Source organism: Streptomyces rapamycinicus NRRL 5491 (assembly GCF_024298965.1).
Taxonomy (GTDB): Bacteria; Actinomycetota; Actinomycetes; order Streptomycetales; family Streptomycetaceae; genus Streptomyces; species Streptomyces rapamycinicus.
Genome location: NZ_CP085193.1, coordinates 11,250,629 through 11,273,588, shown reverse-complemented (window position 1 = coordinate 11,273,588; position 22,960 = coordinate 11,250,629). Strand labels below are relative to the sequence as shown.

General features: G+C 70.9%; 19 protein-coding genes. 16 read left to right on the top strand and 3 right to left on the bottom strand.

Annotated elements, in window-relative coordinates; translation table 11 throughout:
- Nucleotides 1–8 precede the first annotated feature (8 nt).
- Nucleotides 9–2,564, top strand: coding sequence for a polysaccharide lyase family 8 super-sandwich domain-containing protein (locus LIV37_RS46555; protein WP_020874041.1), 2,556 nt, complete (start codon nt 9–11; stop codon nt 2,562–2,564).
- Here LIV37_RS46555 and LIV37_RS46550 read toward each other — a convergent pair.
- On the bottom strand, nt 2,545–4,155 hold the full coding sequence (locus LIV37_RS46550) for an APC family permease (protein ID WP_020874040.1): 1,611 nt from the start codon (nt 4,153–4,155) through the stop codon (nt 2,545–2,547). The genes LIV37_RS46555 and LIV37_RS46550 overlap by 20 nt on opposite strands.
- A gap of 182 nt (nt 4,156–4,337) precedes the next feature.
- Here LIV37_RS46550 and LIV37_RS46545 point away from each other — a divergent pair, with 182 nt between their 5' ends.
- The 4 genes from LIV37_RS46545 (at nt 4,338) to LIV37_RS46530 (ending at nt 7,590) form a co-directional block, all read left to right on the top strand.
- On the top strand, nt 4,338–5,192 hold the full coding sequence (locus tag LIV37_RS46545; RefSeq protein ID WP_121826729.1) for a polysaccharide deacetylase family protein: 855 nt from the start codon (nt 4,338–4,340) through the stop codon (nt 5,190–5,192).
- Between the two features lie 75 nt (nt 5,193–5,267).
- On the top strand, nt 5,268–5,804 hold the full coding sequence (locus LIV37_RS46540) for a DoxX family membrane protein (RefSeq protein WP_020874038.1): 537 nt from the start codon (nt 5,268–5,270) through the stop codon (nt 5,802–5,804).
- Nucleotides 5,805–5,965: 161 nt separating this feature from the next.
- Nucleotides 5,966–7,045 carry an alpha/beta fold hydrolase gene (locus tag LIV37_RS46535; protein ID WP_020874037.1) on the top strand — a complete coding sequence of 360 codons (1,080 nt, stop codon included), beginning with the start codon at nt 5,966–5,968 and terminating at the stop codon, nt 7,043–7,045.
- A 74-nt stretch (nt 7,046–7,119) separates the two neighbouring features.
- The gene (locus LIV37_RS46530) at nt 7,120–7,590 is read left to right on the top strand and encodes a hypothetical protein (RefSeq protein WP_020874036.1); all 471 of its coding nucleotides are present in this window, start codon (nt 7,120–7,122) and stop codon (nt 7,588–7,590) included.
- A gap of 29 nt (nt 7,591–7,619) precedes the next feature.
- Here the strand turns inward: LIV37_RS46530 and LIV37_RS46525 are convergent, their stop codons facing one another.
- Nucleotides 7,620–8,387, bottom strand: coding sequence for an NPP1 family protein (locus LIV37_RS46525; protein WP_020874035.1), 768 nt, complete (start codon nt 8,385–8,387; stop codon nt 7,620–7,622).
- 206 nt (nt 8,388–8,593) lie between these two features.
- Between LIV37_RS46525 and LIV37_RS46520 the strand changes: the two genes are divergently transcribed.
- From LIV37_RS46520 to LIV37_RS46470, 11 genes are all read left to right on the top strand, one after another.
- Nucleotides 8,594–9,784 carry an ROK family transcriptional regulator gene (locus LIV37_RS46520; protein WP_121826564.1) on the top strand — a complete coding sequence of 397 codons (1,191 nt, stop codon included), beginning with the start codon at nt 8,594–8,596 and terminating at the stop codon, nt 9,782–9,784.
- A gap of 53 nt (nt 9,785–9,837) precedes the next feature.
- Complete coding sequence (locus LIV37_RS46515; RefSeq protein ID WP_020874033.1) at nt 9,838–10,647, top strand: ABC transporter permease; 810 nt, start codon at nt 9,838–9,840, stop codon at nt 10,645–10,647.
- The gene (locus LIV37_RS46510; protein ID WP_020874032.1) at nt 10,644–11,423 is read left to right on the top strand and encodes an ABC transporter ATP-binding protein; all 780 of its coding nucleotides are present in this window, start codon (nt 10,644–10,646) and stop codon (nt 11,421–11,423) included. The genes LIV37_RS46515 and LIV37_RS46510 overlap by 4 nt, the downstream gene beginning before the upstream one ends.
- Before the next feature lie 45 nt (nt 11,424–11,468).
- Nucleotides 11,469–12,446, top strand: a complete 978-nt coding sequence (locus LIV37_RS46505; protein WP_121826565.1) for an aliphatic sulfonate ABC transporter substrate-binding protein — start codon at nt 11,469–11,471, stop codon at nt 12,444–12,446.
- On the top strand, nt 12,443–13,909 hold the full coding sequence (locus LIV37_RS46500; protein ID WP_020874030.1) for a sulfatase family protein: 1,467 nt from the start codon (nt 12,443–12,445) through the stop codon (nt 13,907–13,909). The genes LIV37_RS46505 and LIV37_RS46500 overlap by 4 nt, the downstream gene beginning before the upstream one ends.
- Entirely contained in the window at nt 13,910–16,294 is a 2,385-nt protein-coding gene (locus tag LIV37_RS46495; protein ID WP_020874029.1) for a family 43 glycosylhydrolase, read from the top strand.
- Between the two features lie 87 nt (nt 16,295–16,381).
- On the top strand, nt 16,382–16,615 hold the full coding sequence (locus tag LIV37_RS46490) for a hypothetical protein (protein WP_020874028.1): 234 nt from the start codon (nt 16,382–16,384) through the stop codon (nt 16,613–16,615).
- 122 nt (nt 16,616–16,737) lie between these two features.
- Nucleotides 16,738–18,633: a glycoside hydrolase family 2 protein gene (locus LIV37_RS46485; RefSeq protein ID WP_020874027.1), complete on the top strand. Its 1,896-nt coding sequence runs from the start codon at nt 16,738–16,740 to the stop codon at nt 18,631–18,633.
- Nucleotides 18,630–19,937, top strand: coding sequence for an extracellular solute-binding protein (locus tag LIV37_RS46480; protein WP_020874026.1), 1,308 nt, complete (start codon nt 18,630–18,632; stop codon nt 19,935–19,937). Before LIV37_RS46485 ends, LIV37_RS46480 begins: the two co-directional genes overlap by 4 nt.
- 34 nt (nt 19,938–19,971) lie before the next feature.
- Nucleotides 19,972–20,919: a carbohydrate ABC transporter permease gene (locus LIV37_RS46475; protein ID WP_020874025.1), complete on the top strand. Its 948-nt coding sequence runs from the start codon at nt 19,972–19,974 to the stop codon at nt 20,917–20,919.
- Between the two features lie 7 nt (nt 20,920–20,926).
- Nucleotides 20,927–21,865 (top strand): carbohydrate ABC transporter permease, encoded by a 939-nt coding sequence (locus tag LIV37_RS46470; RefSeq protein ID WP_020874024.1) that lies wholly within the window; start codon nt 20,927–20,929, stop codon nt 21,863–21,865.
- Here LIV37_RS46470 and LIV37_RS46465 read toward each other — a convergent pair.
- Nucleotides 21,859–22,956, bottom strand: a complete 1,098-nt coding sequence (locus LIV37_RS46465) for a LacI family DNA-binding transcriptional regulator (RefSeq protein WP_020874023.1) — start codon at nt 22,954–22,956, stop codon at nt 21,859–21,861. The genes LIV37_RS46470 and LIV37_RS46465 overlap by 7 nt on opposite strands.
- Nucleotides 22,957–22,960: the final 4 nt, after the last annotated feature.

Here is a 22,960-nt window from a genome sequence, read left to right as displayed (position 1 = left end):
GCGTGCCCGTGCCCCTCTCGCGTCGTGCTCTCGTCTCCACGCTCCCGGCGGCCGCGCTGGCGGCCATGGCCCTCCCGCTGCGCGCACGGGCCGCGGGAGCCGCGGCCGGTGAAGCGACCGGTGCCGCTCACACCCGGCTGATCGACAACACCTTGGCCGTCTTCGCCGGGACACCGGAGACCAACGCCCGCCCCGAGGTGCGCGCCAAACTCGCCTCCATCGCCGCGACCGCCCGCTCCCGGCTCACCGCGATGGACCGCGCCGGGCAGGGCGAGCTCTTCCAGGGTCTCGCCCTGGGCACCAGCGATCCCAACCTGGTCACCTCCTTCCAGTACCTCTACGAGATCGCCCTCGCCACCCGCACCCCGGACGGCGGCACACCGTCCGCACTCCACGGCGACACCGATGTCCAGCGGCGCGTCATCGACGGTCTGATATGGCTCCACGAGCACTACTACGGCGACCAGTCGAAGGGCTACTACGGCAACTGGTTCACCTGGGAGATCGGCATCTCCACCCACGTCAGCAAGATGCTGGCGCTGCTCGCGGACGAACTCGCCGCCTACCGGCCCGATCTCGCCGCCACCTACGTGGCCTCGATGGACGCGTATCTGCGCAACGGCGAGGACGGCGACGTCGACCTCGACTCACGCTTCCACACCGGCGCCAACCTCGCCGACATCACCACCAACCGCATCCTCCAGGGCGCCGTCCTCGGCGACGAGGCCCGGATCACCAAGGCCATCGCCGACCAGCTGACCATCCTGGCCACCATCGACCCGTACGAGCTCCGGCACGGGGTCACCGACGGCTTCTACGCCGACGGCTCCTTCATCCAGCACGCGTCCGTGGCCTACACGGGCTCCTACGGCAAGGGCCTGCTCACCCGCGTCGTACAGAGCGTCAAGATGCTCGAAGGCACCGGCTACACGACCGACGACCAGCTGGTCCGCGTCGTGCAGGGGTGGGTGGTGGACGGCTTCGCACCGCTGATCTTCGAGGGCTGGCTGATGGAGATCGTCAAGGGGCGCGGGGTGTCCCGGCCGGCCACGGGGTACGCCGACGCGGCCGAGGTCGTGGAGGCCGTGGTGGGCCTCTCCGGCCATGCCACCGGCGCCGACGCCACGGCGCTCAAGGGCTATGTGGCGTATCTGCGGCAGACCTCCAAGGCCACGCTCGACCCTTCGGGGTTCGTGTCCCCGGTGAGCATCGCGGGCTACGCCGACATCCTCGCCGACTCCTCGATCCCGGCGAGCGACCTCGGGCCCGCCGAGCGCCATGTGGCGTTCAACGCGATGGACAGAACCGTCCACCGGCGCCCCGGCTACGCCTTCGCCCTGGCCCGGAGCTCGTCCAGGATCAGCCGATACGAGTACATGAGCGGTGAGAACCTGATGCCCTGGTTCCAAGGGGACGGCGCCCACCATCTTTATCTGTCCGGCCAGGACCAGACCCAGGCGTTCGGCATCGACTACCTCACCACCGTCCCGCCCCAGCGCCTCGCCGGTGTCACCGCCCCCGTGGAGACCCGCCGCACGATCCCCGAGTTGTACGGCACGCTCTGGTACGACAACCCCGAACGTGGCTTCACCTCCTCCTCGGAGGCGCAGAACACCTATGTCTACTTCCCCCGGAGCACCCACCCGTTCTCCGGTGGCGCCGCCCTGGGCCCGTACGGTCTGGCGGGGTTCGTCCAGTCCGACGACGTGGCGTACGCCGCGAAGCGGGCGGGCGACCTGCCCGAGGACTTCGTGGTGTACCGCAACGCCGATGCCACCAAGTCGTGGTTCCTGTTCGACGACGAGATCGTGGTGCTGGCCGCGGGGGCCGGCGATGCCACCGGCCGCGCGGTGACGACCACCCTCGACACCCGGATCGCCGCGCCCTCGGACACCCTCGCCCTCACCGGGCGGCTCCGCGACGGTGCGCCCTGGTCCGGCACCGGCACCGCCTCCCTCGCCTGGCTGCGCTACGCCAACACCACCCGGGCCGCCTCGGTCGGATATGTCTTCCTCGACGGGCCGCCGCCCACCGTCACGCTGGACACCGTCACCCGCAGCCGCCGCGCGGTCCGCCTCGCCAACCCCGACCTCCCGGTGACCAAACAGCTCTTCGCCGTCACGGTCGAGCGGGCGGCGGGCGCGCCGCACACCTCGATGGCGTACGCCCTCGTCCCGAACGCCACCGAGCGTCAACTGGGCGGCTACGCCCGCCGCCCGCTCACCGTCCTGGCCAACACCACCCGGCTGCAGGCCGTGGCCCACCGGGGCCTGCGGATCACCGCGCTCAACGCCTTCGCCCCCGGCACCCACCACGCCGGGCGGCTGTCGGTGCGCGGCCCCGGCTCGGTGATCCTGCGGGAGACTCGGGACGGCGGTGTGTCGGTCGCGGTGTCCGATCCGACCACCGAGCGCGACACGGTCTCGGTCGTCATCCGGGGCCGGAGGATGAGGGCCCTGGCGGTGGACGACGGTGTCCGGGTGGGCCGGGTCCCCGGCGGCACCCGGATCGTCGTCACCACCCGGCACGCCTACGGCCGGAGCTTCACGGCGACGCTGCGCTGAGCCGCGAGGTGCGCAGGTGCTGGGCGCCCGAGCGGACCGCCCACAGGAACACGGCGAGCGCGAGGACGCCCACCGTCACGGTGTCGTACGGCGCCGGGAGGCGGCCGGAACCACCGAAGGTGCCCAGCCACGACAGCACGGTCAGCGCGGCGAGGTGGAAGACCAGCCAGGCGCCGCGCCGCAGCTCCTCCCCCAGCGGTGTGCCTCCGTCCTCGCGCCGCTGCAGCAGGAACAACACAGCGCCGACCAGCACGAAGGGCAGCGCCAGCCGCAGATCGTGCCAGCCCGACCAGTAGACGAACTCGCTCGCCACCACGAAGCTCACCGGTGCGATCCAGCGCACCCCCGGCACCTGGCCCTCGGCCCGCGCCACTCCCCGCTCGCGGTCGTGTGCCCGGAACGCCGCGACGGCCACCGCCGAGGCGGCGTAGATCAGCAGATACATGTCCCCCATCACGCTCACGATGTCCTGCCAGCCGCCGAACGGCAGCATGAAGACGACGATGACCGCGAGGTTGAGCAGCAGCGCCCGCCGCGCCACCCCGGACCAGGGGTGGATGCGCATGAAGAAGCGGGGCAGCAGACCGTTCTTGGCCAGGGCGTACGTATGGCGAGCGTCGATGGCCACGCCCACATAGGCCGATCCACCCGGTGAGACCACCGCGTCGGCGTAGAGCAGCGTGGCCAGCCAGTGGAGGTTGAGCACCAGGGCGAGCTGTCCGAAGGGCGACTCGAAGTCGACTCCCTTCCAGCCGTGGCCCAGCAGCGACTCGGGCACCGTGTACAGGAACGCCAGCTGGAGCCCGAGGTAGACCAGCACGGCGAGGCCGATGCCGGTGAGCACCGCGGCCGGTACGTTACGGCGCGGATTACGGGCCTCACCGGAGAAGTCGAGCGGGGCCTGGAAGCCGTTGACGGAGTACACGATGCCGCCGCCGGCGAGCGCGGTCAGGCAGGCCGCGTAGCCGTACGGGGCGAAACCGCCGTGATCGGTGAGGCGTCCGGAATGGGTGCCGGACAGGAACAGCGCGACGATGGTGAGGATGGGGACGACGACCTTGAACACCGAGATCAGGTTGTTCAGCCGGGCGAATATCCGCACGGCGAACCAGTTGCACGCCGTCAGTACGACACTGAGCGCGACGGCCACCGCGAGGCCCGAGGCGCTCAGGGTGCCGCCGTTGTAGAGCCCCGGCAGATAGTGGGCGGCATACTGCATGATCGCGCTGATCTCGGCCGCCGTACCGCCCACCGAGAGCAGCACCGACCAGCCGATCATCGTGCCGACCAGCCGTCCGCTGGCGTACAGCGGCCATCGCACGGTGCCGCCGCCCTCCGGGCGGGTGGCGCCGAGTTCCACCATGACCAGCGCGATCAGGGCGCACAGCACACCCGCCGCGATCCAGGACAGCAGGGCGGCGGGGCCGGCGGTCTGGGCGGCGTACAGGGCCGCGAACAGCCACCCGGACCCCAGGATGTTGGAGAACCCGATCGCGGTCAGGGCCCAGAATCCGAGGTCCTTGTGGAGTCGTCGCTCCTCGGCGAGCACCGCCGGCGCGGCGATGGACTCCGGCGGGTGGTTCTGCGACACGGTGGCTCGTCTCCTCGGTGGTGCACGAACATGCGAAGGCCCAGCGTGCCATGCGTGCCGAGGGGCTCCGCCGACGCGCCCCGGGCCTCGGCGCGAGCCCGTGCGAGGCGATCGACGGAAAAACACACCCCACCGGAGAGGAATCGCCGGATATCGGCCGGGGGCGTGCTCTCATGCTTCAGATGTCCTCTCCCTCCCGCCGTGCTCTCCTGCGGTCCGCGAGCGGTGCCGTGGCGGCCACGACCTGTGGCGTCGGCTGCGGCCGGCACGCCGACTCCTCGTCGTCCCGGCCGGCCGGTCCCGGCGAGACGCCCTCCTCGGGCGCGGCCTCGGACCGGGCCACGCCCGCCGGACACGCGCCACGCGGACCGGTGCGCTTCCCCGGGCTGCCACCGCGGATCGACCACGGGCCGCGCGACGGAAGCGCGGTGGCCCTCACCTTCCACGGCCAGGGCGACGCGGAACTCGCCCGCTCGCTGCTGTCCGAGACCGAGCGCGCCGGGGCCCGTGTCACCGTCCTCGCCGTCGGAACCTGGCTGGACGAGCACCCGGAGATGGCCCGGCGGGTCCTGGACGGCGGCCATGAGCTCGGCAACCACACCATGCGGCACCGCGCCGTATGCGCCCTGCCCGCCGACGAGGCGTACGCGGAGATCGCCGGGTGCGCCGAGCGGCTGCGCCGCCTCACCGGGACCATCGGCGGCTGGTTCCGGCCGTCACAGGCCCGTACCGCCACGGACCTCGTGACCCGTCTCGCGGCCCGCGCCGGATACCCGCACGTCCTCTCCTACGACGTGGACTCGCTCGACTTCCAGGACCCGGGCCCGGACGCGGTGCGGGACACGGTCCTCGGCCAGGTCCGCGCCGGTTCCGTGGTCAGTCTGCACTTCGGCCACTCCGGGACCCTGACCGCGCTGCCCGCCGTCCTCGACGGTCTGGACCGGCGCGGGCTGCGCGCGGTCACCACGACGGAGCTGATGCACTCCGATGGCGTAGCAGCGACGGCGGGGCCCGCGAGGCGTACCGAGACTGGGTGAGAGGCCGGGCGGCCACCCGTGGTGTGCCCGTACGGGAGCGGAGGAGACCCCATGCCCCGGAGCGGAGGAGACCCCATGCACCACCGCAAGGACCTCGGACTGCTCGTCCTGCGCCTCGGCGTGGGCGGGGTGCTGGTCGCGCACGGCACGCAGAAGCTCTTCGGCTGGTGCGGGGGCGACGGCCTGGGCCGTACCGCCGAGGCCATGGAGGCGATGGGCTTCCGTCCGGGGCGGGCCGGCGCAGTGCTGGCCGGGCTGGGCGAGGCGGGCGGCGGGCTGCTGCTGGCGCTCGGGTTCGCCACTCCCGGGGCCGGGGCGGCGGCCGCGGGGACGATGGCGGGGGCGGTGTCGGTGAGCGCGCCGGCCGGGTTCTTCGCCCAGTCCGGAGGCTATGAGTTCCCGGCCCTGCTCGGCTGCTCGGCGGCGGCGCTCGGGATCTCGGGGCCCGGCCGCTACTCCCTCGACCACCTCACCTGCCATGTGCTGGACCGGCCGTGGCTGATCGCGACGGCGTTCACGACGAGCGCGCTGGCGGCAGCCGCGGTGATCAAGCGCAGGATGGCGGTGACCGCGGAGCGTGAGTTCGCCGAGGAGGAGGAGCTCTACGAGTAGGCCCATCCACCCGGGCAGAGACCCATCCACCCGGGCGGAGACCCTTCCGCCCCGCGTCGTATCACCTCCCTGGCAGGTGACGCACGGCGTGCGAGGGGCGGCCCCGTGCGCCATGGTGGATGCCAGGCCCGGGGAGCGGTGCGCACTGGTGGAGGGTGCGGATGTTCAGCAGGCGCAGCTTCTGGAAGATCGTGGGTGCGGGCGCGGTCGGTGCACCGCTCGCCACACGGGCCGCCACCGGCTCGGCGGAGGCCGCGGGGGTGCTTTCGGACTCGGCGGAGCGGGGCACGTCGGCCGCGCGGCCGCACCCGTCCTTCGCCGCCCCGCGGCAGATCAGGGCCGGGGTGCTGAACGTCGGCTACGCCGAGGCCGGTCCGGCCCATGGCCCCGCGGTCGTCCTGCTGCACGGCTGGCCCTATGACATCCACAGCTATGCGGCTGTGGCGCCCTTGCTGGCCGCCGAGGGCTATCGGGTGATCGTCCCGTATCTGCGCGGCTACGGGACGACGCGCTTCCTGTCGCCCCGGACACTCCGCGACGGCCAGCAGTCGGTGTTCGCCGTCGATCTCATCACCTTCATGGACGCCCTCGGGATCGAGCGGGCGGTCCTCGCCGGATTCGACTGGGGCTCGCGCACGGCCGACATCGTCGCGGCACTGTGGCCGGAGCGCTGCAAGGCCCTGGTCTCGGTGACCGGTTATCTGATCACCAACCGGAAGGCGAACAAGCGGCCGCAGCCGCCGAAGGTCGAATGGGCCTGGTGGTATCAGTACTACTTCGCCACCGAGAGGGGTGTGCTCGGGCTGGAGAATCCCGACTACCGACGCCAACTGGCGCGGCTCGTCTGGCGGTTCAACTCCCCGACTTGGCATTTCGACGACGCCACCTTCGCGCGCACCGCCGCCGCCTTCAGGAATCCGGACCACGTGCGCATCGTGATAAACAACTACCGCTGGCGGCTGGGGCTCGCGGCGGGCGATCCCCGGTACGACGGTCTGGAGCGGCGCCTGGCCAAGGGGCCCGTCATCGGCGTCCCCACGGTCACGCTGGACGGCGGGCGCGATCCGTTCACCCCGGCCGGGGGCGGTGCCGCGTACCGGGACAAGTTCTCGGGCCCGTATGCCCACCGGACGCTGACGGGCATCGGCCACAATGTGCCCCAGGAGGCTCCGGAAGCCTTCGCCGACGCCGTGGTCGAGGCCGACCGTCTGCGACGGCACCGAGCGGCGCGACTGGGCTGAGCAGCGCGACTGGGCTGAGCAGCGCGGCCGGGCCACGGGAGGCCGTGGAAGGCCAGGTCCGAAGGGGGCAGGGGATGGCGGAGTTCGAGGTGGCCACCGGCGCCGCGGAACTCCCCGCCGGCGACGACCGGGGCCGCGGGGCCGCGGTGCGGACCGCCTTCGAGGGGCTGCTGCAGATCCGCCGGCTGATGAACACCGGCGCCACCGACCCCGGAGGGGTGCCCGCCGAGTGGGAGCGGCGCCAACCGGTGCGGGCCGTGGCCCTGGCGCTGGAGGCGGCCGGTGTTCCGCCGTCGGCCGTCGACGCGGAGGGCCGCCGTACGGCGACCGGATACTGCCTCGGCGCGGCGGAGCGGACCGGGGCGGTGCGGGTCGAGTGGCTGGGGCCGCCGGGAAGTGGCGCCGGGTACGCGGCGGAAGAGGCGCTGCGGAACTGTGCGGACGTACTGCGGCGGCTGGGCTGGGACGCGCTGGAGTACCGGGGGCCGCGCCGCCACCGCTACCTCGAGGTCGAGCCGCCCCCGGCCCCGGGAGGCGGGGGCTGACGCCATGTCGCCTCCCGGGGCGGTGTCGCTCACGCGTTGGGGTCGAAGGGGATGTCGGACGGCTTGGCCTTGGCGAGGTGGGAGTTGAGCGTGCTGTCCTTGAGGCCGAGGGTGGCGCTGCCGAAGTCGGCCTGGCTCAGCTTGTCGCGCAGCCCGGCGGGGTAGCCGTTCCAGCCGACCAGCGCGGGGTACTGCCAGGTGTGCTTGTGGTTCTCCGGCGGCTCGTCGTTGGAGTTCGCCGGGCGGAAGCAGTGGGTGCTCAGGCCGTCCTTGTGGTAGACGACCTTGGGGTGGGTGCCGTCCCAGCGGATCTGGTCCCGGTTGTAGATGTTGAAGTTGCCGTGGGCCGAGGTGGCCACGTACTTGGCCTCGTCGCCCTGCACCCACACCACGACGTGTTCCCAGTCGTGGCGGTGGCCGCCGAGACCGCTCCCGGCCACGGCCTGGTCCTTCTCGAAGTACAGGCCGTAGATGATCGCGCACCAGCCGTTGTTGCACTTGGAGCGGGAGTATCCGTTGGTGTTGTCCAGGTCCCAGGAGTCGCGACACTGGCCGTTGAGGGCGCCGCTCGGGTCGAGACCGCCCGCGATCGTCCCGTCAGGGCCGATGGCGGGCGTGGGGTAGCAACCGTCGGTGTCGTAGTCGAACGCCGGCTGGAACGTCTGCTCCGTGCCGTCCGCGTTGGCGGGCAGGGACGTGGGCGGATCCGCGAGCGCACTGCCCGGGAAGGCCACGACCAGCGCGATGGCGCTGCCGAGGATGGCGGATACTCTGCCGATCCGCGAACTCTTCTTCACTGGGTCCTCCTGGACGACCGCGGCGTGACTGCACGCCGGGAAGGTGGGGGGGTTGGCATGCTCAGGTCAGCATGATCGCATTCCTTGAGCTGCGGCGGGATATGTCGCCGTGATGAAGAGTCAGCCAACAGCTATAGCAGGCACGGTGCGGCGGGGCCTGGGACTTCTTTTATTCCGGGGTGTTGACGAAATAGGTCGGCGTGCGCATGCTGGTCGGCATGCACCCCCATCAGGACGGCCCGCTGGCCCGGCTACGGCGGGGACACGAAGACTTGGTACTGGACCTGTTGCGCAAACACGGCCCGCTCAGCCGGGCCGAACTGGGGCAGCACAGCGGGCTCTCCCGGACCACCCTCAGCGATATCGTCACGGAGCTGATCGAGAGCGGCGCCGTGGTCGCCACGGCGCCCGGAACGGCCCCGCGCAGGCGGGGGCGGCCGGTGGAGGCGCTGACGCTCAACCCCAGCGCGGGCCAGGCCATCGGTATCGACTTCGCCCGCCGGGCGGTGCATGTCTCCGCGGTCAACGTCGCCCACGAGGTGATCGGTTCGGCCAGTGAACCGCACGACCCGGGGCTGCCCTGGGAGGAGCGGATCGCGCTGGCCGAGCGGCTGGTCGGCACGCTCGCCGACGGCGCACTGCGGCTGGACGCGCTGCACGCCATCGGCGTGGGTGTCGTCGGCCCGGTCGGGGACCCCGACGCGGGGCCCGCGCAACCGTGCCCCTCCGCCGATCTGCCAGCCCTGCTGCGCAAGCGCTTCGAGGCCCCGGTGCTGGTGGACAACAACACCCGGCTCGCCGCGCTCGCCGAGGCCACCTGGGGTGCCGCGGCGGGCGGTCAGGACGTGCTGTACCTGCGGCTGTCGCACGGTGTGGGCGGCGGGCTGGTGGTGTCCGGCGCCCTGCACCGCGGGGCGTACGGCCTGTCCGGCGAGTTCGGGCATATCGCGGTCGAGTCGGGCGACGGACGATGTTCGTGCGGCGCCACCGGCTGCCTGGAGACAGTGGCCTCGGTGGGCGCCGTGCTCGCCGCCTACCGCCGCGCCGGCGGCCACGCGGACGGCCTGGCCGCGCTCCTCGGGGCGCTGGAGGCCGGTGATCCGGTGGCACTGCGCACACTGGAGGCGGCCGGCACCCATATCGGCACCGTGCTGGCGGCGGTGTGCAACGCGATCGGCCCCGGGGTGATCGTGCTCGGTGGCGAACTCGCCGCGGCCGGTCCACCGCTCTTCGAGCCGGTCGAACAGGCGCTGCGCGCACACATCATGCCGATCTCACGGGACCGCGTGGACCTGAGGCCGGCGACACTCGGCGAGGCCGGTGGCGCCCTGGGCGGTATCGCCCTCGTCCTTCGTGAATCCCCCCTGCTCAGCCATTACCCGGCCCGTCCGGGCTGATCCGGCCCGGTCCCGGGCCGAAGAGGAGGACCCATGTACCCCGCGAGGCGTCCATGACGGTGGTCACCGCACCCGAGAAGACCCCCACAGCACCACAAGCGCCACGCGGCGCACGACGCACCGTCCACCCCCTCGTGTTCAATCTGATCGCCCTCGTCCTGGCCATCGCCCTCTGGGCGCTGACCGCCGCGGCGGGGCTCGCGGACATCCCCGGACCACTCTCCGTGAGCTCCCGGGCGCGCGAACTGCTCTCCGACGGGACCCTCACCGAGGACGCGCTGGCCAGCCTCCAGCGAGTGCTCCTGGGGTTCGCGCTCGGCACTCTGGTCGCCGTGCCCGTGGGCTTCCTGATGGGCTGGTACCCGGTGGCCCGGGGCCTGTTGGAGCCGTACGTCCAGTTCTTCCGCACGATCCCGCCACTCGCACTGATCCCGCTGGTGATCGTGTTGATGGGCATCGGCGAGGCCCCGAAGATCTTCGTCATCTTCCTGGCCGCGTTCATGTCCTGTGTGGTGGCCGCCTTCCAGGGGGTGACCGGAGTGGACCGGACGCTGATCGACGCGGCGCGGGTGCTCGGCGCCTCGGACCGGACCGTCTTCCTCAAGGTGGTCATTCCGGCGTCCACGCCGTTCATCCTGGTGGGCATGCGCATCGGGCTCGGCGCGGCGTGGGCGACCGTGGTGGCGGCCGAGATGATCGGCGCCCAGAAGGGTCTCGGCTTCGAGATGGTCCACGCCCAGACCTACTACGACGTGCCCACGATCTTCGTGGGTCTGATCAGTATCGGTGTCATCGGCCTGGTCATGGACCGTCTGTTGCTGCTGGCCGAACGCCGTCTCACCGCGTGGCAGGAGCGCCGATGAGCCCCAAGATCTCTTTCCGGGACGTGGTCAAGACGTACCCGATGAAGAACACCACCTTCACCGCCCTCGGCCAGGTCTCCCTGGACATCGGGGACCGGGAGTTCGTCGCGGTCGTCGGCCCGTCCGGCTGTGGCAAGTCCACCCTGCTGTCCATGGTGGCCGGACTGGTGGAGCCCACCTCCGGCTCGGTCACGGTGGACGGCACGCCGGTCATCGGGCCGGGGCCGGACCGTGGGGTGATCTTCCAGCAGTACGCGCTGTTCCCGTGGCTGACGGTGCGCGGCAATGTCGAGTTCGGGCTGAAGCTGGCACACGTCCCCGCCGCGGAGCGCCGGCGGCGCGCCGATCACGCCATCGAGCTGGTCGGGCTCGCCGACTTCGCCGACGCCCTGCCCAAGACCCTCTCCGGAGGAATGAAACAGCGCTGCGCCATCGCCCGCGCCTACGCCGCGGACCCCGAAGTCCTGCTGATGGACGAGCCGTTCGGGGCGCTGGACGCGCTGACCCGGGTGCAGTTGCAGGACCAGTTGCTGGACACCTGGACTCAGGAGCGGCGCACCGTCCTGTTCATCACGCATGACGTCGACGAGGCCGTCTATCTGGCCGGTCGCGTGGTCGTGATGGCCGCGAGGCCCGGCCGGATCCACCGGGTCATCGATGTGGACCTCCCCTATCCGCGGACCGAGGAGATCCGGCTCTCCGCGGAGTTCGCGCGCATCCGCAACGACGTCTGGACCCACGTCTACCACCAGTCACCGGCCGACTCCGCCGCCTGACCGCACTCCCCAACCGCACTTATTTCTCGAAAGGACTCACCCGAGATGAGGATGAGCCGACGCGACTTCATGATCTCACTCTCCGCGACCGGAGCGGCACTTTCGGTGGCGGCGTGTTCGTCCTCCGGCGGCGGCGGCTCCGCGGTCAGGTTCGGCTATATCGCCGACTACAACGGCGCGAGCCTGCTGGCCATCGCCGAGGAGCGGGGGCTGTGGAAGAAGCACGGCCTGACCGCCGAGCCCAAGGTGTTCGTCAACGGTCCGGTCCAGATCCAGGCCCTGCGCACCGGCAATCTCGACTACGGCTACATCGGTCCTGGCGCCCTGTGGCTGCCCGCCTCCGGCAAGGCCACCATCGTGGCCATCGACACCCTCACCTACGCCGACCGGGTCATCGCCAGGCCCGGTATCGACTCGATCCAGGGCCTGAGAGGCAAGAAGGTCGGCGTCCCCGAGGGCACTTCCGGTGAGATGGCGCTCAATCTGGCGCTCCAGAAGGCCGGGATGACGATGAAGGACATCTCGAAGGTGGTGATGGACGCGCCCACCGTGGTCTCCGCGTTCGCCTCCGGGCAGATCGACGGCGCCGGGATCTGGTATCCGCTCATCGACACCATCAAGGAGAAGGTACCGGGGATGAAGGAGGTGGCGAGCACCGAGGACCTCCCCGGCTCCTCCTTCCCCACCGCGTTCGTCTCCGCCGCCAAGGCGAAGCCGGAGCGCGACCAGAAGGTCGTGAAGGTCCTTCAGGAGGCCAACGACTGGCGGGCCGCACACTCCAAGGAGTCCATCGCGCTGGCCGCGAAGCTGCTCAAGGCCGATGAGGCGAAGGTCGCGGCGGACGCGAAGCACGTGAAGACGATGACGACCGCCGAGCTGGTGGCCAGGACCAAGGACGGCACCGTCGAGAAGTGGCTGGACGGCATGAGCAGCTTCTTCGTCCGGACCGGGCAGCTGCCGAAGTCCCCCGACTCGTCCACGTTCTACGCCGGTGACCTCTACACGAAGGCGGCCGCCCGATGAACCTGCTGTTCCTGATGACCGATCAGCACCGCGTCGACACCCTCGGCTGTTATGGCAATCCGCATGTGGCCACGCCGAACCTCGACCGGCTGGCGGCGACCGGCACCCGCTTCGACCGCTTCTACACCCCCACCGCCATCTGCACCCCGGCCCGCGCCAGTCTGCTCACCGGGCAGGCGCCCTTTCGCCACCGGCTGCTGGCCAACTACGAGCGCAACGTCGGCTATCTGGAGGATCTGCGCGAGGACGCGTTCACCTTCCCCGGCGCCCTGGCCGAGCGCGACTACCAGCTCGGCCTGGTCGGCAAGTGGCATGTCGGCACCCACCGCAACGCCGCCTCGTACGGCTTCGACGGACCCGATCTGCCCGGCTGGCACAACCCCGTGGACCACCCGGACTACGCGGCGTACCTGGCGGAGCGGGGCCTGCCGCCGTACCGGATATCCGATCCGATCCGCGGCACCACGCCCAACGGCAACCCGGGCAATCTGCTGGCGGCGCGGCTGCACCAGCCGGTGGAGGCCACCTTCGAGCACTATCTGGCCACCCGCGCCATCGAGCAGCTGGAGCGCTACGCCGCGGACGGGCGGCCGTTCTTCCTGGCCACCCACTTCTTCGGGCCGCATCTGCCGTATCTGCTGCCCGACGCGTACTTCGACCGCTACGACCCCGACCTGGTGGACCTGCCCGCCTCGATCGCCGAGACCTTCGAGGGAAAGCCACCGGTACAGCGCAACTACAGCGCCCACTGGACCTTCGACACCATCCCCATCGAGGTGACCCGCAAGCTGATCGCGGTCTACTGGGGCTATGTCACGCTGATCGACGAGCAGATCGGGCGCATCCTCACCCGGCTCGACGAGCTCGGGCTGGCCGATGACACCTCGGTGTTCTTCACCGCCGACCACGGCGAGTTCACCGGCGCCCACCGGCTGCACGACAAGGGCCCGGCGATGTACGAGGACATCTACCGCATCCCCGGCATCCTCCGCATCCCCGGGGAAGCCCCCCAGGTGCGCCAGGAGTTCGTCAGCCTCACCGACTGCACCGCCACCATCCTGGACCTCGCGGGCTGTGACACCTCACCGGCCGTGGACAGCCGAAGCCTGGTGCCGCTGGTGCGGGGTGAGCATCCGCGGTGGCCGGAGGAGCTGCTCGCCGAGTTCCACGGCCACCACTTCCCGTATCCACAGCGGATGATCCGCGACGAGCGCCACAAGCTCATCGTCAACCCCGAGTCGGTCAACGAGCTGTACGACCTGGACACCGACCCCCATGAGCTGACCAACCGCTATGAGCACCCCGAGCTGCTGCCCGTGCGCCGCCGTCTGATGCGCCGCCTGTACGACCTGCTGCGGGAGCGCGGCGACAACTTCTACCACTGGATGACCCCGATGTTCGACATCGGCGACCTGGACTACGACCCGAGCCTGAGCTCCTTCGAGCCGGAAGGGACCGCGTAGATGAGACCAAGCCGTAGACGGAGCACTCGACACGGCCCCGGCACCCTCGTCGCCGCGCTGCTGTGCGCGCTGCTGGCCGGGCTGTTGCCCGCGGCCCGGGCGACGGCCGCCCAGCGCCCGGCGACGGAGCACACCACCACGGCCCACCAGGCGCCCACCTACCACAACCCCCTCACGGCCGGAGTGGTCGACACCTTCCCCGACCCGGTGATGATCCGGGGCAAGGACGGCCTGTGGTACGCGTACGGCACTCAGAACCCGGTGTTCCAGAGCAAGGGCGAGGACGGTGAGCGGATGCTGCCGATCCTCCGCTCGGCCGACCTGGCGCACTGGGAGTACGCCGGGGAGGTCTTCACCCCGGAGACCAAACCCGCCTGGCACAAGGGCGCCCGGCTGTGGGCCCCCGACATCCGCTATGTGAACGGCCACTACAACCTCTACTACTCGGTGTCCGCCGGCAACACCGTCGCCGTGGCGACCGCGCCCACCCCCACCGGCCCCTGGACCGACCGGGGAGCCGTGCTGCCCTCGCCGAGCGGCTGCGCCACCGGCAACATCGACCAGGCCCAGTTCACGGACGAGGGCGGTCAGCCGTATCTGTACTGGGGCAGCTACGACACGATCTGCGTGGCGAAGATGAACGCCGCCCGGACCCGCATCGAGGGCGCGGTGACCGAAGTGGCGCAGGGCCGCCGGATGGAGGGCGGTTTCGTCGTCCGGCGCGGTGGCCACTACTACCTGTTCTACTCCGACGCGGGCTGCTGCGACGGCGCCTACAGCGGCTATCAGGTCAAGGTCGGCCGGGCGACCAGCCCGACCGGGCCCTTCGTGGACGACCAGGGCGTTCCGCTGACGGCCGCCACCAGCAAGGGCGGTGTGGTGCTGACCGCGAACGGCAACGGCTGGATCGGCCCCGGGCACAACGCCCTCCAGACCGATCTGTCCGGCCAGGACTGGCTCGTCTACCACGCCATCTCCTCCGACGACCCGGATCTGAAACCGGCCTCGGGCGGCACGCTGAAGCTGTCCAAGCGGCCGATGCTGATGGACCGGCTGGACTGGATCGACGGCTGGCCGGTGGTACGGGCGGGGGCCGGCGCCTCCCAGGGCGCACAGCGGGCCCCGGTGGCCTCCTGGGCCGCGGGCGGCACCTTCAACGACGGCTCGCTGAAGGGGTGGCACGGCGGTGGCGGCTCCGGTACGGACGGCTGGAGCGTCGGCCATGAGCAGGACGCGCGGGGCTTCGTCACACCGCGCGGGAATCCCACCGCCCCCGCCCACCTGGTCTCGGACCGGTCCGCCCCGGCGGCCCGGCGCGCCGAGGCCGATCTGCGGGTCACCTCGGCCACCGGCGCGGCCGGGCTGCTGGCCGGCTACACCGGCCCGGACGACTTCGTGGTGGCGTGGCTGGACCGGCAGCGCGACGCACTGGTGACGGACGTACGGGTCGACGGCCGCAGCCGTGGCACCCGTACGACCCCGCTGCCACCCGGCTTCGCCTGGGACACCTGGCACAACGTGTCGGCGGAGATCCGTGGCACCCGGCTGACCGTGGAGGTGAGCGCGGACCGGCTGCGGGACGCGGTGGCCACCCAGGAGCGGTCGCTGCCCGCGGCGGCGGTCCGCTCCGGCAAGGTCGGCGTGGCCGCCCGGGGCGCCGGTGCGGCGGCCGACAACGTGGGGGCCGCGGCGCTCCACACACCGGTCACCAGCCGCGTCCCCGAGCATGTGCCGGGTCCGCTGCTGCCCGGCTACAGCGATGACTTCGACACCGCCACCGTCCCCGGCACCACCGCGGGTTCCCCGTGGTCCTGGGTGCGCGGACCGGCGTCCGGGGTCACGATGTCCGATGGCGCCCTGTCCTGGCCCGCTCAGGGTGCCGAGCTCTATCTCGGCACCAATACGGCGTCGGTGCTGACCCGGGACGCTCCCCGGGGCGACTACACCGTGGAGACCAGGCTCCGGTTCGCGCCGGGGCGGGCCGATCAGCAGGCCGGGCTGGTGCTGTACGGGAACGACGACCGCTACTACAAGCTGGTGCACGGGGTGCTGCCGGTGAGCCACGCGGACGGTAGGACCACGCATGTCACCGAGTTCGCGAAGGAGGGCGAGCGGCCCACCACCACACCACCGACCCCGGTGGCCTACGGGCCGATGTTCGGCGGCCCGCCCGCGGACACGCTGTGGATGCGGCTGTCGTACCACGCCGACACCGCACGGGACGAGACCGAGGTGCGCGCCGCCACCAGCACGGACGGTGTGCACTGGGTCCACACCGGCGTCTGGACCCTGCCGACCGTGAGCGAGTTCAGGATCGGCCTGGTCTCACAGAACACCGCGGGCGCGGTCGCGCGGTTCGACTATCTGCGCACCTATCGCGGCTGACGTGCCGAGTGGGCCCCCGTCCTATGCTGATCACCGTTGTTGACGCGAGACGGGGGCCACTTCGGTGGCCGGAAAAGGTGAGAGAGCGTGGCCAAGCCTGTGCGTGCGGCTGTCGGGGACGTGTGGATCACATGTGTGTTCTGCAAGGGCGATCTCTTCCGGGATCGCGAGGTGAAGCTCAACAGCACCGGCATGGAGCTGTTCAAGTTCGGCTGGGCCAACGAATCGGCCACCGGGCTGATCTGCTGGAACTGCGGCTATGTGCACCTTTTCGCCAACAAGGACGTCGAGCTGTACAAGGTGCGGAAGGGCGAGATCTAGCCAGGCCCACCGGCGGCCGTCCGAGGTCGTGGCAAAAGTTGCTGCGCGGGATCTTTACATCGATGTAAACGGGTGATGGCATACCCCTGCCCGGTCGAATCCCCCGCCCTCCCGGAGATCCCATGGCTCACCCGGACATCACCTCGCCCGAAGTGTCGAACGACGTTCCACGACCCGAATATCCCCGGCCCAGTTTCGTCCGTGAGGACTGGCTCAATCTCAACGGCGGCTGGCAGTTCGCCTTCGACCCCGGCGACAGCGGGCTCGAGCGCGGCCTGGTGCACCAGGAGCTGGACGGACGGATCCTGGTCCCGTTCTGCCCCGAGTCCGAGCTGTCGGGGATCGGGGACACCGACTTCCACCCCGCGGTCTGGTACCGGCGCACGGTCCGGATACCGGCGGGCTGGGCCGGCCGGCGGGTGCTGCTGCACTTCGGGGCCGTCGACCACGACGCCACCGTATGGGCCGACGGCCGCGAAGTGGCCCGGCACAGCGGCGGCTTCACCTCCTTCACCGCCGACCTCGGCGCGGTGGCGGGCACGGCCGGCGGCGACGCGGAGGTGGTGATCGTGGTGCGGGCCCGGGACGCCCGTCACGGCACTCAGGCCCGCGGCAAGCAGGCCACCGACTACGCCAACAGCGACTGCCACTACACCCGCACCACCGGAATCTGGCAGACGGTGTGGGCGGAGCCGGTGCCCGAGGTCCATCTGCGCAGGCCCCGGATCACCCCCGACCTCGCGTCCGGCGCCTTCCACCTCGAACTGCCGCTCAGCGCCAACCGCCCGGGCCACCGGATCACGGCCCGGGTGAGCGACGCGGACGGCCGGGCGGTGGCCGAGGCGAGCGTACGGGCCGACCTGGATCTGGCGCCCCGGATGGTGCTCGCGCTGCCCGAGGACCGGCGCCGCCCGTGGTCTCCGGAGGACCCCCATCTGTACCGGGTGCGGATCGAGCTGCTGGACGGCGGCGGCGAGACCCTGGACCGCGCCGAGTGCACCGCCGGGCTGCGGTCGGTGGCCATCGACGGCAAGCGGCTGCTGCTCAACGGCCGCCCGGTCTTCCAGCGGCTCGTCCTGGACCAGGGCTGGTACCCGGACGGGCTGATGACCGCGCCCGACGACGCCGCCCTCGTCCGGGACATCGAACTGTCGCTGGCCGCGGGCTTCAACGGGGCGCGACTGCACCAGAAGGTGTTCGAGGAGCGCTTCCTGCACCACGCGGACCGGCTCGGCTATCTCGTCTGGGGCGAGTTCGGCGACTGGGGAGCCAGCACCGGGCGCACCACGGGGGACAACCAGCGGCCCACCGCCGGATTCATCGCCCAGTGGCTGGAGGCCGTGGAGCGGGACTACTCGCATCCGTCGATCGTGGGCTGGTGCCCGCTCAACGAGACGCACCAGGAACTCCACGACCGGCAGACCGTCCTGGACGATGTCACCCGGGGCATGTTCCTGGCCACGAAGGCCGCCGACACCTCCCGTCCGGTCCTGGACGCCTCCGGCTACTCCCACCGCGTGGCCGAGACCGACGTGTACGACTCGCACAGCTATGAGCAGGACCCGGAGGCGTTCCGCCGCCAGATGGCGGGGCTGGACAAGGACGACCCGTATCTCAACCCCGACAACCGGGGGAACCCCGGCAAGAAGGACACCGACGCGGTGTGGTCGCTGCCGTACCGCGGCCAGCCCTACTTCTGCAGCGAGTTCGGCGGCATCTGGTGGAATCCGGAGGAGGCGGATGGATCGGCCGGTGACGACCGCGACGTGTCCTGGGGGTACGGGCAGCGGCCGCGGACCGAGGAGGAGTTCCAGACCCGCTTCGCGGGGCTGACCGGGGCGCTGCTCGACGACCCCCTGATGTTCGGCTACTGCTACACCCAGCTCACCGACGTGTTCCAGGAGCAGAACGGCGTATACCGCTTCGACCGGAGCCACAAGCTGGACGTGGAGCGGCTGCGCGCGGCGCAGCGGCGCCCCGCCGCCTTCGAGCGCCCGGCCGGTGAGGAGGGGCGATGAGCGGCCTGTCACGGCGTGGTCTGCTGAGAGGCGCGGTGTACGGGGCGGGGGCCGCCGTGTCGGCGTCCGCGCTCAGCGGCTGCGGTTCGATCGCCGGGAGCGTGCGGAGCGCGGACGAGATCGAGTACTGGACCCTGTTCACCGGCCCCGACGGCGAACTGATGAAGACCATGACGCGGAACGTGGAGAAGCGCGTCCCGGGTCTCAAGGTCAGGACGACGGTGCTGGACTGGGGCCCGCCGTACTACACCAAGCTGGCGATGGCCTCGGCCGGTGGCCGCTCGCCGGATGTGGCGATCATGCATCTGACCCGGCTGGCGGGCTATGCCCCGGGCGGTCTGCTCGACCCCTGGGACCTGGATCTGCTGGCCGAGTTCGGGCTGAAGCAGGAGGACCTCAACAAGACGCTCGTCAAGCGGAGTCTGTACCAGGGCGACCCGTATGCCATTCCGCTGGACACCCACCCGTTCGTCGTCTTCTTCGACCGGGACGTCATGGACAAGGCGGGTCTCCTCACGGGCGACGGGCGGCTGGTGCCCTTCGAATCGCCGAAGCACGCCCTGGAGCTGTTGGACAAGCTCCGCAAGGACGGCGGCAAGCTGGGGCCCGTCTTCGGCCACGCCAACGACGCGGCGATGGGCTGGCGGATGTTCTGGACGCTGTTCAGCCAGACCGGCGCCACCTTCGACCTCACGGGGAAGCGGGCCGAGATCGACGAGGACACCGCCGTCGAGGTGGTGCGCTTCATGGCCGACCTGACGCGCGACAGCCGCACCATGGACGTCCAGACGGCCATCGCCGCCTTCGCCAACGGCCGCTCCCCGATGATCTTCTCGGGCGAGTGGGACATGGCCACCTACAAGTCCACCCTGAAGGACAAGCTGGGCGGCTCCCCCATCCCCACCTTCTACGACCGTCCGGCCGGGGCCTCGGACAGCCACGCCCTGGTCCTGCCGCACCAGGACAACCCGGATCCGGAGCGCAGGCGGCGCGCCCACCGGTTCGTGGCCGAGCTGGTGAAGTCCGGGCTGACCTGGGCGACGGCGGGCCACATCCCCGCGTACACACCGGCCGTCTCGTCCCCGCAGTACGCGAAGCTGCGCCCGCAGTCCGAGTACGCGGGCGCCGCGAAACAGCTCGTGCTCGACCCGCCGGTGTGGTTCGCGGGCTCCGGCTCGGACTTCCAGACCCGGATGTGCCAGGCGCTCGATCCCGCGCTCGGCGGCTCGTCGTCCGCGCGGAGCGCGGTGCGCACGATGGTCTCCCAGATCAACACCCTGCTGGCCCAGCCGAATCCGGCCTGATCGCGACGGAGTCGCAATGGAAAGGAGCGATGTCATGGCTTCCGTCTCCACGCCCGCGCGGCGGGCCGCGGCCGGATCCCGGCGCGCCGGATTCCGGCGGGCCGCCGCCACGGACCGGCTTCGGTCGGGCGGCGCCGGGTGGCTCTTCGCCACCCCCTTCCTGGTGTTCTTCACGCTCTTCCTCATCGTGCCGATCGGCATCGGCCTGTGGATGAGCTTCACCAACGCCAGTCTGACCGGGCACGGTGACAGCACCCTCGTCGGCCTGGACAACTACACCGAGGCGTTCGGCGACAGCCAGGTGTGGCAGACCCTCGGCAACACGGTCTGGTTCACCGTTCTGACCACCGTCCCCCTCGTGCTCGTCGCCCTGGCGATGGCCCTGCTGGTGTACACGGGGATGCCGGGGCAGTGGCTGTGGCGGCTGGCCTTCTTCGCCTCGCACCTGCTGCCGGTCGCGGTGGTCTACCAGATCTGGAGCATGCTGTTCCAGCCGGACCGGGGGATGCTCAACGGCCTGCTGAAGATCTTCGGGATCGACGGGATCGGCTGGCTGACCGACGAGAAGTACGCGATGTGGTCCATCGCGCTGGTGACCCTGTGGTGGACCGTGGGGTTCAACTTCCTGCTCTATCTGGCCGCGCTCCAGGCCATACCCGACCACCTCTACGAGGCGGCCGCGCTGGACGGCGCCGGGGCGTGGCGCCGGCTGTGGTCGGTCACCCTGCCGCAGCTGCGCCGGACCACCGGGCTGATCGCGGTGTTGCAGGTGATGGCGTCGCTGAAGGTGTTCGACCAGATCTATCTGCTGACCAAGGGCGGCCCGAACGGCGCCACCCGGCCGATCCTGGAGTACATCTACGACACCGGCTTCACCAACTACCGGCTCGGCTACGCCTCGGCGGTGTCGTATGTGTTCTTCGGGCTCATCATCATCCTCTCGATCGCCCAGCTGAAGATCTTCTCGCGCAGGGAGGACTGATCGCGCCATGACCACCGACACACTCTCCCCCCGTACCCCCGGAAAGCCCCGGTCGACCATGCCCCGGGAGGTGGTCCGGCGGCGCCGCTACGGCGGCCATGTCTGGCACCCCTCGCTCGGGACGGGCCCCCTCCCCCGTGTGCTGACGCTGCTGGCGCTGGCGCTGATGACGGTGGTCTGGCTGGTGCCGTTCGGCTGGGGGGTGGACACCTCGTTCAAGACGGAGGTCGACGCGAGCGCGTCGGGCGTCGACTGGATCCCCAAGGCGGGCTTCACCCTCGACGCCTACCGGACCATCTTCGGCCAGGGCAATCTGCCGGTGTGGGCGGTGAACAGCGTGGTGATCGCCGTGTGCGTCACGGCCATCACCGTGGCCATCTCGGCGATGGCGGCGTACGCCTTCTCGCGGACGCTCTTCCGCGGCCGCCGGGTGCTCTTCGCCGTCACGGTCGCCTCGATCATGGTGCCGCCGCAGATCCTGATCGTGCCGCTGTTCCGGCAGATGCTCGCGATGAACCTCGTCGACACCTATGCGGCGGTGATCCTGCCGCAGGTGGTGGCGCCCGCGATGGTGTTCATCCTGAAGAAGTTCTTCGACGGCATTCCGCGGGAGCTGGAGGAGGCGGCCCGGATCGACGGGGCCGGCAGCTTCCGGGTGTTCTGGAGTGTGGTGCTGCCGCTGTCCCGGCCGATCCTCGCGGCCGTGGCCATCTTCGTCTTCATCAACACCTGGAACAACTTCCTCTGGCCGTTCATCAGCACGAGCGATCCCCAGCTGATGACCCTGCCGGTGGGGCTGTCGACCGTGAAGGACTCCACCGGGCTCCGCAACGCCCAGGAGTCGGCCGCCTCGATCCTCGGCTCCATCCCGCTGCTCATCGTCTTCATGCTGTTCCAGCGTCAGATCGTGAAATCGGTGGCCACCACGGGTCTGGGAGGTCAGTGAGCGGTAGTGGCGATTCCGCCCTCGGTGGACTCACGGGTGTGGAGGGTGTGGCCGACGACGACCTCCTGGGCCGGACGGTCAGGTGTCTCGATCCGCTCCAGCAGCAGATCGACGGCGCGCCGGGCGATGGCGCTCTTGTCCGGCGCCACGCTGCTCAGGCTCGGTGTGCTGTAGCGCGCGGCCTCGATGTCGTCGAAGCCCATCACGGCCATGTCGTCCGGCACCCGCAGTCCGCGCTCGTACAGGGTGCGCAGCGCGCCGAGGGCGAGCGCGTCGTTGAAGCAGAACACGGCGTCCGGCGGTTCGGGCCGGTCCAGCAGTGCCGCCATCGCCCGGGCGCCCTCGGCCAGGTGGTAGCGGGGCGTCTCCCGCTCCAGGAGGGGGTCCAGCGGCAGTCCGGCCTCCTCCAGTGCCTCGCGGTAGCCGGTCCTGCGCAGCAGCGGTGTGCCGATGTACGGCTCGGGCTGGATGCCGATGGCGGCGATCCGGCGGCGCCCGCCGGCCACCAGATGGGCCACGGCCTCCTTGGCGGCGGTCACGTTGTCGATCACCACATGGTCGGCGAGGCCGCCGCTGGGGCGTTCGCCGATGAGCACGAGCGGCACGGTGCCGAGGTGGTTCGCCAGGGCGCTGCCGTGCAGGGCGAGCGGGCTCACCACCATGCCGTCCACGACCTGGTCGCCGAGGCCGTGGATCACCGCCGCCTCCCGCTCGCGGTCGCCGAGGGTCTGCTCGATCAGCAGGGTGCGGCCGTGTTCCTCGGCCGTGGTGAGGAAGTGTCGTCCCAGCTCGGCGAAGTACGGGACGTCCAGCTCGGGCAGGACAAGACCGATCATGCCGGTGCTGCCGCGCCGGAGGTTGCGCGCCACCCGGTTGGGCCGGTAGCCGAGTTCGCGAATGGCCCGCTGGACCCGCTCCCGGGTCGCCGGGGACACATGTACGAAGCCGTTGATCACATTCGACACGGTCTTCGGGGAGACCCCGGCGAGCGTCGCCACGTCCTTGACGGTGGCGCTCCGGCCGGCACCGTCCGAGCGCTTCCGCCCCGGTGTCGCCTGGTCCCTGGTGGTCTGCTGTTTCACGGCGGTCACCGAC